The sequence below is a fragment of the Lacticaseibacillus sp. 866-1 genome (assembly GCF_016861825.1).
Lineage (GTDB): Bacteria > Bacillota > Bacilli > Lactobacillales > Lactobacillaceae > Lacticaseibacillus.
This window is the reverse complement of sequence record NZ_BOLU01000014.1, coordinates 30,581-42,541: the sequence shown is the minus strand read 5'-3', so window position 1 is coordinate 42,541 and position 11,961 is coordinate 30,581. Positions and strand designations below refer to the sequence as shown.

The following is an 11,961-nucleotide window of genomic DNA, read 5'->3' as shown; positions in this document are numbered from 1 at the left end:
TTTTCCCGCGGGCTTTTTGCGCTACCTCACTAAGTTTTTCCAAATTTTGACTGAACCTGCTTCAAGCGAGGCAGGCACATCGATGATGCGCTGGTTGGAACTGCCGCGAAACTGCAGCGTCAGGTCCTTCTTGGCCTCGAGGAAGCGGCCGTCGACCAGAATGTCAAGCATGTTCAGCAGCTCAAGCTTGTCGTCGGACTCCTGCATCAGCTCGTCCCAGGTGTACCCGGTCCAGCTCCAGATGTCCTTGGTGTGGCCGAACTCCTTGCGCACCCGCCGGCACAGGCGCAGGCAGACCTGCGTGTTCAAAAACGGCTCGCCGCCCAGCAGCGTCAGGCCCTGCACGTAACTCTGGCTGAGGTCAGTGATGATGCGATCCTCCAGCTCCTGCGTGTACGGCGTGCCGTAGTGAAAATTCTGGGCGACCTTGTTGTAGCAGCCCGGGCAGTTAAAGCGGCACCCGGACACGTAAATGCTGCACCGCACGCCTTCACCATCGACAAACACGAACGGCTTATAGCTGGCCACGTACTGCAGCGACAGGTCGGACGCGAGCCACTCCTTGGGTTTCGGATTGTTGGGTAATCTTGTTTGGGCCATCTTGCTCACTCCATTTCATAGTTTTAATGCTACCACAGCCGACCCCCAAGATATAGTGGCGAAAGTCAAAAAAAGTGTGCGATCGCCATGGATATGGTGGTCGCACACTTTTTAATTAGGCTAGGCCCTTGGCCCCAATATCACTGCGTGTGGCCAAAGCGCCTTGCAGCGGCTGCATGCGCGCGTACGCCTGACGCTGAGCCTCGGCTAAGTCTGAGCCTTCGCCGATCACCGCGAAAATACGGCCGCCGCTGCTCACCAGCCCACCTGCCGTTTCGGCGACGCCGGCGGGCACCCAGTACTTCAGTTGCTCAGCATCGGGCACCACCAGCGGATATGGATGCCCAGCCCCCGGGTACGCCGGATCCACCGCCACCACCCCGCAGTACGTGTGCCCGTCCAACTTGAGCGGTTCGGCCTTCCCGGCCAAAAGGTCCAGAGTCAGCTGATAAAAATCGTTTTCTACCTGGGGCAGAAGCACCTGGGTTTCGGGATCCCCGAAGCGCAGGTTGTACTCGAGAATCTTTGGCCCAGCGGCGGTAAACATCAGACCGACGTACAGCACCCCACAGCCGCTGAGCCCGTCTGACGCCATGCCGGCCAAGGTTTGATCCACCAAGTCACCGGCGGCTTTTTGCTGCGCCGCGCTGAACTGCGGCGTTGGGCTGTACGCCCCCATGCCGCCGGTGTTAGGCCCAGCGTCGCCGTCAAAGCGCCGCTTGTGGTCTTGGGCCAGCGGGAACAGCACCCGCTTTGGCCCGTTGAACATCGCCAAAACCGACGCCTCTTCGCCTTGCAGGTACTCCTCCAGCAGCACCGGAGTTTGAGCGTCAGCGGCGTAAAGCTTGGTCACCGCCGCCTGCGCCGCGGCCAGCGTTTGCGCCACGGTCACGCCCTTGCCGGCCGCCAGCCCGTCTGCCTTGATCACAATGGGGGCACCAAACTTGGCCAGCGCGGTTTGCGCTTCTGGCAGTGAATGAACCGTCAGCGCCTGCGCCGTGGGCAAGTGATGCCGCGCCATGAAGGCCTTGGCAAACGTTTTGCTGCTTTCCAGCTGGACTAGTACCTTGGTCGGGCCAAACACCGGCAGGCCGGCCGCTTCAAACGCGTCCACAAGCCCACCGGCCAGCGGCTGTTCCGGGCCGACAAAGGTCAGCGCCACATGAGTCTTGGCAAAGGCGATGAGCGCGGCGGTTTCAGATTCGTTGATGGGCACCGGCGTCAGCCCGATCATTGGCATCCCGGCATTGCCCGGTGCCACGAACACTTGCCCCACCTGCGGCGAGCGCAAAAACGCCCGCCCGAGCGCACTTTCCCGGCCCCCTTGGCCGATCACCAACACATTGACCATACAAGCCTCCTTAGTGGCGGAAGTGCCGCACGCCGGTCGTCACCATCGCAATGCCGTACTTGTCGGCCATGGCGATCGAATCCTTGTCCTTAATCGAGCCGCCGGGTTGGATAATGGCTTTGATGTCATGCTGCGCCGCGTATTCCACGCAGTCGTCCATCGGGAAAAAGGCGTCTGAGGCCATCACGGCCCCCGCAAAATTTTTGTTCTGCTGGGCCTGCGTGAGTGCGATTTCCACCGACCCGATCCGGTTCATCTGGCCGGCGCCAATGCCCAGGGTCTGGCCTTTTTTGGCGACGACGATAGCATTACTTTTCACGTGCTTGACCACCTGCTGGGCAAAAAGCAGCGAGGCGATCTGCTCTTCGGTCGGCTGGACCTTGGTCACCACGGTCAGGTCGGCCGCCGTTTCGATCTTCGTATCGGTGGTTTGCCGCAGCACCCCACCGTTGACCGCGACGGTTTCGACGCGCTCCGGCAAGGCGCCACCGGCCAGGGTGATGGTCAAAAGCCGCACATTTTTCTTCTTAGCCAAAACGGCGTAGGCATCGTCGTCAAAGCTTGGCGCCATGATGATCTCCAAAAACAGCGCATGCATCTTCTCCGCAGTGGCCAAGTCGACCGGGCGGTTCAGCGCGATGATGCCCCCGAAAATGGACATGGGGTCGGCTTCATAGGCCTTGTCCCAGGCTTCTTCAATCGTTGCCCCCTGCCCAATGCCGCACGGGTTCATGTGTTTGAGGGCGACCACGGTCGGTTCCTGATACTCATTGACCATGGCTAAGGCGGCGTCGGCATCGCGGATATTGTTGAAGGACAGTTCCTTGCCATGCAGCTGCTTGGCGTTGACCAGCGATTCGGCCGGCGCGTCCGGCGCGCCGTAAAAGGCCGCTTGCTGATGGCTGTTTTCACCGTAACGCAGGCTCTGCACCTTGCTAAAGGTCGGGGTGAACTGCTGCGGGAACGGCTCGGGATCCAGGTACGCGGCGATCTGCGCATCATAGGCCGCCGTCATTTGGAAGACCTTGGCCGCCAGCTGCGTTCGCAGTCCTGCGTCGTTTTCGTCCAGCCCGGTCAGAACCCGCTGGTAATCTGCGGGATCGGCCACTGCCCAGACACTGGCCGCATTTTTGGCGGCGGCGCGCAAGGCGCTGGGGCCGCCGATGTCGATTTGCTCGATGGCCTGGGCGCGGGTCGTTTCTGGCTTGGCAATCGTTTCGGCAAACGGGTACAGGTTCACGCACACCAGATCGATCGGCTGAATGTCATGTTCGGCCAGCGCCGCCATGTGCGCCGGGTCGTCGCGCTTGGCCAAAATACCGGCATGGATCTTCGGGTGCAGGGTCTTCACCCGGCCGTCCAGCATTTCGGGAAACCCGGTCACGGTTTCCACCCCGGTCACGGCCAGGCCAGCTTGTTCCAAGGCGGCTTTGGTGCCGCCGGTGGACACCAGTTCAAACCCGCGGGCAATCAATCCTTCAGCAAATTCGGTCAGGCCAGTTTTGTCGGACACACTTAACAATGCGCGTTTCACTAGATTTTCTCCTCCTTGATCAGTGCCTCAATCGTCTGGGGCAGCAGCTGGTGCTCAACGTCATGGATTGCGGTTTCCAGCGCGGGCAGCGTGGTGCCTTCGCTGATCAACACCGGCGCCTGGGCGATGATTTTGCCCGAGTCGATGCCGGCGTCGACGTAATGAACGGTCACTCCGGTCACCTTGACGCCGTAATTAAAGGCGTCTTCGATGCCGGTGCGGCCGGGAAAACTCGGCAAAAGGGCCGGGTGTAGGTTGATGATGCGGTTCGGGTACGCGTTAAGCAGCGTGGGGCCGATGATGCGCATGAAGCCGGCGAGCACAATCAAATCGCAGGCTGGCAAGCGGGCGATCAGCGTCGCCTCGGCCGCGGCCTTGCTGGGGTAGTCGCGGTAGTTCAGCGCGATCACCGGAATCTTGCGTGCGGCAGCTTTTGCCAGCACCGGCGCGCCGGGTTGATCGCACACCAGCGCCACGATGGTCGCCGTTTTGGTCCGGTCGAAATGATCGGCCAGCGCCTCAAAGTTCGATCCGGTGCCGGAAGCAAAGACAATCAACTGTTTCGTCATGACCGCCTCCATTCCACGACGGCCTGGGTGCGCGGCACCACTTGACCGATGCGCTTGGCGTGCGGATCGGCGGCTAACACCGCCGCCACGTCCTCAGGCGCCACTGCGAGCACCATGCCGATGCCCAAATTGAACGTTTTGCGCATCTCTTCCTCGCTGAGCTCACCAGCGGTTTGAATCCGCTGGAAAATCTCTGGCCACTGCCAGGCCTGCGGGTCAAACCGCGCGGCCAAGTCTTGGGGCAGCATCCGGGGCACATTATCGGTGAAGCCGCCGCCGGTGATGTGCGCGGCGCCGTGCAACAGACCCGACTTTAACAGTGTCAGCATCGGCTTCACGTACAGCCGCGTCGGTGTCAAGAGCGCGGTGCGGATCTCCGTGCCGTCAGACAGCGGCAGCATGCCGAAATTCGTTTCGGCCAGCAGCGCCCGCACCAGGGAGAAGCCGTTCGAGTGCACCCCGCTGCTTGGCAGGCCAATCAGCACATCGCCGGCCGCCACGCCTTGCGGCAGCAGCTGCTCGCGCGCGGCCAGCCCCACGGCAAAGCCAGCCAGGTCGTAGTGTTTTTGCGGGTACATCCCCGGCATCTCCGCCGTTTCGCCGCCGATCAGGCTCATTTGGGCCTCCCGGCAGCCGTACGCGATTCCGCGCACCACGTCCTCGACGCGGCTGGGAATCAGCTGATCAGTCGCCATGTAATCCAGGAAAAACAGCGGCGTCGCGCCGGTGGCCACCAGGTCATTGGCCACCATCGCGACCAGGTCGATGCCAATGGTTTCGTGCTGATCGCATTCCAGCGCCAGCAGCAGCTTGGTCCCCACCCCGTCGGTCGCAGACAGCAGCACCGGGTGCTTGACCTTGGGCAGCGCGTAGGCCGCCGCAAAGCCGCCTAAATCGCCCAGCACGTTTTGATCCTGAGTGGCTTTGGCCAGCGGCGCGATTCGCGCCACTGCCTCGTTGCCCGCCGCAACATTCACGCCGGCTTGCTCGTAATTCAGGCTCATCGTGCGGCCACCTCCTCGACGTTCATCGTCAACTTCGCCAGCTCATCTTTCAGATTCGCCGCGTAATCATCCAGCGGCGTCGGGTACTGACCGGTGAAATACGCCACACACAGGCCGCGGTTGGGGGCCGTGGTCTGCAGATTCACACTTTCCTCCAAGCCTGCCACCGACAAAAAGCCTAGGCTTTCAACGCCTAAGAGCTGACGCATGGCCGCCACACTGTAATTGGCGGCCAAGAGCTCCTTGGTGGACTGAATGTCGATGCCGTAAAAGCACGGAAAACGCAGCGGCGGGCTGGCAATCCGCAGGTGCACGCTTTTGGCCCCGGCGTCCTTGAGCAGCTGGACGATCTGCTTGGCGGTGGTGCCGCGCACGACAGAATCGTCGATGAGGACGACCCGCTTGCCGTTGACCACCGCCTTGAGTGCCGAAAGCTTCAGGCGCACGCTGCGTTCACGCAGCGCCTGCGTCGGCTGAATAAAAGTCCGCGCCACGTACTGGCTTTTGATCAAGCCCATTTCGTACGGGATGCCGCTTTCCTGGGCGTAGCCAATGGCGGCGGAAAGTCCCGAGTTGGGCACCCCAACCACGACATCGCCCGCGGCCGGCTGCTCGCGGGCCAGGCGCTTGCCCATGGCCACCCGCGCCTGGTGTACGTTGACGCCGTGGATCTCTGAATCCGGCCGGGCAAAGTAGATGTACTCCATCGAGCACACCGCCAGCTGCGTGTGGGCCGTGTACTGCTCGGCGGTCATGCCGGCATTCGTGACGGTGATCAGCTCACCGGGCTGCACATCCTTGATGAACTCGGCCCCGACCACATTCAGCGCCGCGGTTTCACTGCAGATGACGTAGCCGCCGCTGGGCAGCTGGCCGACCACCAGCGGGCGAAACCCGTTGGGGTCGCACGCCGCGTACAGCCCATGCTCGGTCAGCAGTGCAAACGCGAACCCGCCATGAACTTGGTTCAACGCGTCAATCAGCTGGTCCTTAAACGTATTTTCCGGACTGCGGCGCAGCAGGTGCATCAACACCTCGGTGTCACTGGTCGACTGGAAAATCGCGCCGTTTTGCTCCAGCGCCGCGCGCAAGCTGACCGCATTGGTCAAGTTGCCGTTGTGCGCCAAGGCGACCGCCCCATCGGAAAAGCGAAACAGCAGCGGTTGAATGTTTTCCAAAATCGCGCCGCCGGCTGTGGCGTAACGCACATGGCCTAAGGCGGCCGGGCCGCGCAGGGCAATGAGGTCTGCCGGCTGGGCAAACACCTGAGACACCAGGCCAAAGCCGTAGTGCCGGCGCAGGCCGGCCGGCGTGCGGCCGACAATCCCCGCGCCTTCTTGGCCGCGGTGCTGCAGCGTGTGCAGGCCCAGGTGCGTGATGTCCACGGCATTGGGGTCACCCCACACGCCGAACACCCCGCACTCCTCGTTCAAACTTTTTACTTCAGCAGGCATGGTAAGCTCTCCTCCCAAACGGTCTGAAGCGTGCTGATGGGCTCTTCAATGCGGCCATTCTCGGCTTCGAGGACCAGCTGCGGGCCGCCAGTCTTGCCAATCAGGGTCGCCGCAGCCCCGGCCAGCGTCTCAAACGCGGCCTGCTGGTCCTGGGGAATCGTCACCAGGAACCGGCTTTGCGTTTCGCTGAACAGTTGCGCGGCGGGCATGGCGACCTTGACCTGCGCCCCGATCCCGGTGTGAAACGTCATTTCGGTCAGCGCCACAGCCAGGCCGCCATCGCTAATGTCATGGGCGGCAGAGACCAGGTGCTGGCGAATCGCCGACAGGACCGTCTGCTGCAGCTGTTGTTCCCGCTTCAGGTCCAGCGGCCGCAGCCGCCCGGCCACGGTGCCGGTTTCAATCTGCTGCAGCAGGCTGCCGTTAAAGTCGGCCCCTGTCTCCCCCAGCATGTAAATCAAGTCACCCGCCGCCTTGAAGCGCGGCGTGGTGATGGTCGTCAGATCCTCGATCAACCCAACCATGCCGATCATCGGGGTCGGGTCGATGGCCTCACCGTTGGTTTCGTTGTACAGCGAAACGTTGCCGGAAATCACCGGCGTGTTGAGCGCCTTGGTCGCGGCGACAATGCCTTTGGCCGATTCCTGCAGGCTGTAGAACTGCTCCGGCTTGGTCGGATCCCCATAGTTCAGGCAGTCGGTGATGCCGATTGGCTCGGCGCCAGTCACCACCAGATTGCGTGCCGCCTCGGCAACTGTGATGGCCCCACCAATCTCAGGGTCAAGCGCCAGGTAACGCCCATTGGAGTCCGTGGTCAAAGCCAGCGCGCGGTGCGTGCCGCGTACGCGAATGACGGCGGCATCCCCGCCTGGGCCGGCGATGGTGTTGGTTTGTACCTGCGCGTCGTAGCGGCGATACAGACTGGTTTTATCGGCGACGTTGGGATCTGCCAGCAGCGTCTTCAAGGTGGCGCCGGGATCGGTGACCACCGGCACAAAATCAGGGGCTGGGTGCGCAAGACGCTGCGGTTTCAACCCTTGTTGGTGGTAAACCGGCGCGTCGTCGGTCAACAGGCTCACGGGCACGTCGCACACGGTTTCGCCGTGCTGCAGAAGCCGGTAGCGCCCGTCGTCTGTTACGTGACCGATGACCACGGCGTCCAGATCGTACTTCTTGAACACGGCGCTGACTTCATCCTCCCGGCCGGCCTTGACGCAAAGCATCATGCGCTCCTGCGATTCGGACAGCATGATCTCAAATGGCGTCATGTTCGGCTCGCGCTGCGGCACCAGGTCCAAGTCGAGCACCATGCCGTAGCCCGCCTTGTCGGCCATTTCGACGGTCGAGGAGACCAGGCCAGCGGCGCCCATGTCCTGCATGCCCACCAATGCTTCTTGATGGTCGCGGGTCACTTCGAGGCAGGCGTCAACCAGCAGCTTTTCCATGAACGGGTCGCCGACTTGCACGGCGGAGCGGTTCGCTTCTTCCTCGGTGGAAAATTCGGCCGAGGCAAAGCTGGCGCCGTTGATGCCGTCGCGCCCGGTTTTGGCGCCGACGTATAGCAGACTGTTGCCGGTACCGGCCGCCTTACCGCGCTGAATGGCGCTTTTGTCCATCACCCCGACACACATCGCGTTGACCAGTGGGTTTTGCGCGTATGTTGGGGCAAACTTGGTCTCGCCGCCGACGGTCGGAATGCCGATCGCGTTGCCGTAGTCGCCGATGCCGGCCACGACCTGATCAATCAGCTGCTTGGTGTGGGCGTTGTCCGGATAGCCAAAGGCCAGCGAATCGAGAATGGCAACCGGCTTAGCGCCGATGGAGAAAATGTCGCGGATGATACCGCCCACGCCGGTCGCCGCGCCTTGGTAAGGTTCGACTGCGCTGGGGTGGTTGTGGCTTTCGGCCTTAAACACAACCGCCTTGCCTTCACCGATAGCGATGACGCCGGCGCCTTCGCCCGGCCCCATCAGCACCCGGTCATTTTTGGTCCAAAAAGTTTTCAGCACCGGCTTGCTGTACTTATAGGCGCAGTGCTCGCTCCACATGCCGGAAGCCAGCCCGATTTCGGTCAGGTTCGGCAGCCGGCCCAATTTTTCGGCAAAACGGTCGTACTCCGCATCTGTCAGTCCCCACTGCCGGTAGGGTTTTCCCGTTTTGATCTGCGCGGGACTCAGCTCAGTTTGCAGCATAGACGCCCTCCTTGGTTGCTTCGACCAGTGATTCAAACACGCCCAAGCCGTCGGTGCCGAAAATCAGCTGCTCAACCGCGCGCTCCGGGTGCGGCATCATGCCCAGGACGTTGCCGGCCGCGTTGGTCAAGCCGGCGATATCGTTCAGGCTGCCGTTAGGATTGTTAGCGTAGCGAAACACGACCTGATGATTGGCCTCAATTTCAGCCAGCGTTGCCGGATCGGCGTAGTAGTTGCCTTCCCCGTGGGCAATCGGCAGCGTGATCGTTTGCCCGGCTTCATATCGCGAAGAAAAAGCGGTGTCGGCATTAGCCACCACCAGCGGCTCGGGCTCGCAGATGAACTGCAGGCTGGTGTTCCACTGCAGCGCGCCTGGAAGCAGCCCCGCCTCAGTCAGGATCTGAAAGCCGTTGCAAATGCCCAAGACATAGCCGCCGGCCTGCGCAAACTGCTTGAGCGCCGCCATCACCGGGGCAAACTTGGCGATGGCCCCGGAGCGCAGGTAGTCGCCGTAAGAAAACCCGCCTGGCACCAGCACCAAGTCAAACCCGGCCAGCGTCGTCGCGGTCGCCGGTACTTTCACCGCGCACTCACCCACCACATCGCTAATGGCGTGAATCAGATCGTCGTCGCAGTTGGAACCGGGAAAACTGATCACCGCCGCCTTCATTGCGCCACCGCCATTTCCTCAACGGTGAATTTGAAGGTCTCCGTGTTCACATTGGCGAGCATCTCGTCGCAGATCCGGGCCACTTGCGTCTCGGCGGCTGCCTGGCTGGCCGCCGTCAGCGTCAGTTCGAAGTACTTGCCGACCAGCACGTGGCTGACATTGTCGTCGCCCAGGCGGGTCAGCGTGTTTTGAATCACCTGCGCCTTGGGATCCAGGACGCTGGGCTTGTAGTTGACGAAAATTTTGGCTTTATACATGAGCGACTCCTTTCAGACGGTCGAGGACGACTTGATACACCGGGGTCAGTGGCCCCTCATCGTGGCGGAAAACATCCTTGTCCAGCGACTTGCCAGAGGCTTCATCCACCAGGCGCATGTTGTCCGGCGACAGCTCGTCCGCTAGCACCAGCGTGCCGTTGGGCAAGCGGCCAAACTCGAGCTTGAAGTCGACCAGCGCGATGCCGATGTCAGCAAACCGCTTTTGCAGCAGGTCATTGACGCGATCGGCCAGGTCGTGGATGGTTGCCAGCGTGGCCGCATCGGCGTACCGGAGCGCCTTGATCTGCTCGTCATTGATGAACGGATCATCCAGCGCATCCGACTTGTAGTAAAACTCGTGGACCGCCGGACTCAGCTTCATCAGGTGCGCGGTGTGGAACTTGCGCTCAAAACTGCCGGACGCCAGGTTGCGCACCACCGCCTCCAGCGGGATCATCGCGCACTGGCGTACCAGCATCGTGTGATCGTCCAGGTCCTTGATGAAGTGCGTCGGAATGCCCGCTGCGGTCAGCTCCTCAAACAGGAGCCCCGAGATCTGCCGGTTCAGAGCGCCCTTGCCGGCGATCTCGACCTTGCGCTTGCCATTCAGTGCCGTCGCCTGGCCCTTGTAGGTCACCCACAGGACCCCAGGGGTGTCTGTCAAAAACATGTCCTTGGCTTTTCCGGAATACAGCAGCTCAGTCTTTTCCATCTTCGTCCTCCAATTGAATTGACCCCATCAAATCTTTGGTATCGCCAGCCAGCACGGTCAGGTGCCCCATCTTGCGGCCGGGCCGCGCTTCAGCCTTGCCGTAGTCGTGCAGGTGCCACTCCGGATGCTTGGGCCAGGCTGCCTTGGCCGCAGCCAGGTCATCGCCCAGGAGATTGCGCATGACCGCACACTCTTTCATGCGCACCTTGGGGATCGGCAGCCCGCAAATGCTGAGAATGTGCGCTTGAAACTGGGAAAAATTGCAGGCCTCGATCGAGTAGTGCCCGGAGTTATGCGGCCGCGGCGCCAGCTCGTTAACCAGCACGCCGGTTTTGCCGGCGAACAGCTCGATCCCAAGGACCCCGCGCAGGTTCAGTGCTGTCGCAATTTTGGTGGCCAGCGAATCGATCTGGTACTGCTCAGGCTTACCCAGGTCAGGGGCCGGGGCGATGGTCACGTGCAGGATGTGATCCTGGTGATGATTTTCCACGACCGGGAAACAGCGCACGACGTCTTGGCCATCGCGCGTCACCATGAGTGACAGTTCACGGTCGAAAGCCACGCGCGCCTCCAGGATGCACGGCGTCTTGGCGACCAGTGCTTCCGCTGCGGGCAGGTCCTGGTCCGAGTTGATGTCCAGCTGGCCGTGGCCGTCGTAGCCGCCGGTCGTGGTTTTCAAAATGGCCGGGACCCCGACCGCATGGATCGCCGGGATCAGCGCGGCCCGCTCCGGCACGGCGGCAAAATCTGCCGTGGGCACCCCGTGGTCGCGCAGGAACGTTTTTTCCTTCACGCGGTCGCGCGTGATGGCTAACAGCTGCGTGCCCTGCGGCAGCGCCGCCTGCTTACTGGCCTCTTGAAGCGCGGCAAGGTCGACGTTTTCAAATTCATAAGTCAACACGTCACTGCGGCGCGCGAGCTCATCAAGGGCCTGGTGATCGTCATAGTCGGCCTGAAGCTGAAAATCGGCGACCTGGCCGGCCGGCGCGTTCGGCGTCGGATCGAGCACGCCAACGGTGTACCCCATCGTCTTGGCCGCCTGGGCAAGCATCCGCCCCAGCTGGCCACCGCCGACGATGCCAATCGTCGCTGGCGGCAAGATTGGCTTAATCATCTAAATCTGCCTCACTTTCGATCGATTGCTGCGTCTGGGCAGTGCGAAACGCGGTCAGGCGAGCTTCAACCTTCGCGTCGCGGATGGCCAGCATCGCCGCGGCCATCAGCGCCGCATTCTTGGCCCCAGCCTCGCCGATCGCCATCGTGGCCACCGGCACCCCGGCCGGCATCTGCACAATGGCAAGCAGTGAGTCCATCCCGCTTAATGTTCGGGTTTTAATGGGGACCCCGATGACCGGCACCGTCGTGTTGGCCGCCAGCATGCCGGGTAAATGGGCCGCCCCACCGGCCCCAGCGATGATCACGTCGATGCCGTTGGCTCGCGCCGCTGCGGCGAACTGCTGCAACTGCGTCGGCATCCGATGTGCCGAGATCACGTGCTTGACGTACGGAATCGCAAGTTGGTCGAGCAAAGCCGCCGCCTGCTTCATCGTTGGCCAATCCGAGGTGGAGCCCATCACTACTGCAACTGTCACGAATCGTCACCTGCTTTCGTATTTGC

At 61.9% G+C, this 11,961-nt stretch carries 12 protein-coding genes; all 12 read right to left on the bottom strand.

What is annotated here, in order from left to right; genetic code table 11:
• Positions 1 to 21: 21 nt before the first annotated feature.
• Positions 22 to 600, bottom strand: a complete 579-nt coding sequence (gene nrdG, locus JUE30_RS05885) for an anaerobic ribonucleoside-triphosphate reductase activating protein (protein WP_203624046.1) — start codon at positions 598 to 600, stop codon at positions 22 to 24.
• A gap of 115 nt (positions 601 to 715) precedes the next feature.
• Entirely contained in the window at positions 716 to 1,951 is a 1,236-nt protein-coding gene (gene purD, locus JUE30_RS05880) for a phosphoribosylamine--glycine ligase (RefSeq protein ID WP_203624045.1), read from the bottom strand.
• 10 nt (positions 1,952 to 1,961) lie between these two features.
• Complete coding sequence (gene purH, locus JUE30_RS05875) at positions 1,962 to 3,485, bottom strand: bifunctional phosphoribosylaminoimidazolecarboxamide formyltransferase/IMP cyclohydrolase (RefSeq protein ID WP_203624044.1); 1,524 nt, start codon at positions 3,483 to 3,485, stop codon at positions 1,962 to 1,964.
• Positions 3,485 to 4,054, bottom strand: a complete 570-nt coding sequence (gene purN / locus JUE30_RS05870; protein ID WP_203624043.1) for a phosphoribosylglycinamide formyltransferase — start codon at positions 4,052 to 4,054, stop codon at positions 3,485 to 3,487. Before purN ends, purH begins: the two co-directional genes overlap by 1 nt.
• Complete coding sequence (gene purM, locus JUE30_RS05865; protein ID WP_203624042.1) at positions 4,051 to 5,058, bottom strand: phosphoribosylformylglycinamidine cyclo-ligase; 1,008 nt, start codon at positions 5,056 to 5,058, stop codon at positions 4,051 to 4,053. Before purM ends, purN begins: the two co-directional genes overlap by 4 nt.
• Positions 5,055 to 6,512, bottom strand: a complete 1,458-nt coding sequence (gene purF, locus JUE30_RS05860) for an amidophosphoribosyltransferase (protein ID WP_203624041.1) — start codon at positions 6,510 to 6,512, stop codon at positions 5,055 to 5,057. Before purF ends, purM begins: the two co-directional genes overlap by 4 nt.
• Positions 6,497 to 8,704, bottom strand: coding sequence for a phosphoribosylformylglycinamidine synthase subunit PurL (gene purL, locus JUE30_RS05855; RefSeq protein WP_203624040.1), 2,208 nt, complete (start codon positions 8,702 to 8,704; stop codon positions 6,497 to 6,499). Before purL ends, purF begins: the two co-directional genes overlap by 16 nt.
• Positions 8,691 to 9,374, bottom strand: a complete 684-nt coding sequence (purQ, locus tag JUE30_RS05850; RefSeq protein ID WP_203624039.1) for a phosphoribosylformylglycinamidine synthase subunit PurQ — start codon at positions 9,372 to 9,374, stop codon at positions 8,691 to 8,693. The genes purL and purQ overlap by 14 nt, the downstream gene beginning before the upstream one ends.
• Positions 9,371 to 9,631: a phosphoribosylformylglycinamidine synthase subunit PurS gene (purS, locus tag JUE30_RS05845; protein WP_203624038.1), complete on the bottom strand. Its 261-nt coding sequence runs from the start codon at positions 9,629 to 9,631 to the stop codon at positions 9,371 to 9,373. Before purS ends, purQ begins: the two co-directional genes overlap by 4 nt.
• Positions 9,624 to 10,343: a phosphoribosylaminoimidazolesuccinocarboxamide synthase gene (purC, locus tag JUE30_RS05840; RefSeq protein ID WP_203624037.1), complete on the bottom strand. Its 720-nt coding sequence runs from the start codon at positions 10,341 to 10,343 to the stop codon at positions 9,624 to 9,626. Before purC ends, purS begins: the two co-directional genes overlap by 8 nt.
• Positions 10,330 to 11,457 (bottom strand): 5-(carboxyamino)imidazole ribonucleotide synthase, encoded by a 1,128-nt coding sequence (gene purK, locus JUE30_RS05835; protein ID WP_203624036.1) that lies wholly within the window; start codon positions 11,455 to 11,457, stop codon positions 10,330 to 10,332. Before purK ends, purC begins: the two co-directional genes overlap by 14 nt.
• The gene (gene purE, locus JUE30_RS05830; protein ID WP_203624062.1) at positions 11,450 to 11,917 is read right to left on the bottom strand and encodes a 5-(carboxyamino)imidazole ribonucleotide mutase; all 468 of its coding nucleotides are present in this window, start codon (positions 11,915 to 11,917) and stop codon (positions 11,450 to 11,452) included. Before purE ends, purK begins: the two co-directional genes overlap by 8 nt.
• Between the last annotated feature and the right edge of the window lie 44 nt (positions 11,918 to 11,961).

Excerpts from the sequence above, each read along its gene's own strand:
- nrdG (WP_203624046.1), bottom strand. The coding sequence starts at position 600 with ATGGCCCAAACAAGATTACCCAACAATCCGAAACCCAAGGAGTGGCTC.
- purD (WP_203624045.1), bottom strand. The coding sequence starts at position 1,951 with ATGGTCAATGTGTTGGTGATCGGCCAAGGGGGCCGGGAAAGTGCGCTC.
- purN (WP_203624043.1), bottom strand. The coding sequence starts at position 4,054 with ATGACGAAACAGTTGATTGTCTTTGCTTCCGGCACCGGATCGAACTTT.
- purM (WP_203624042.1), bottom strand. The coding sequence starts at position 5,058 with ATGAGCCTGAATTACGAGCAAGCCGGCGTGAATGTTGCGGCGGGCAAC.
- purF (WP_203624041.1), bottom strand. The coding sequence starts at position 6,512 with ATGCCTGCTGAAGTAAAAAGTTTGAACGAGGAGTGCGGGGTGTTCGGC.
- purL (WP_203624040.1), bottom strand. The coding sequence starts at position 8,704 with ATGCTGCAAACTGAGCTGAGTCCCGCGCAGATCAAAACGGGAAAACCC.
- purQ (WP_203624039.1), bottom strand. The coding sequence starts at position 9,374 with ATGAAGGCGGCGGTGATCAGTTTTCCCGGTTCCAACTGCGACGACGAT.
- purS (WP_203624038.1), bottom strand. The coding sequence starts at position 9,631 with ATGTATAAAGCCAAAATTTTCGTCAACTACAAGCCCAGCGTCCTGGAT.
- purC (WP_203624037.1), bottom strand. The coding sequence starts at position 10,343 with ATGGAAAAGACTGAGCTGCTGTATTCCGGAAAAGCCAAGGACATGTTT.
- purK (WP_203624036.1), bottom strand. The coding sequence starts at position 11,457 with ATGATTAAGCCAATCTTGCCGCCAGCGACGATTGGCATCGTCGGCGGT.
- purE (WP_203624062.1), bottom strand. The coding sequence starts at position 11,917 with ATGGGCTCCACCTCGGATTGGCCAACGATGAAGCAGGCGGCGGCTTTG.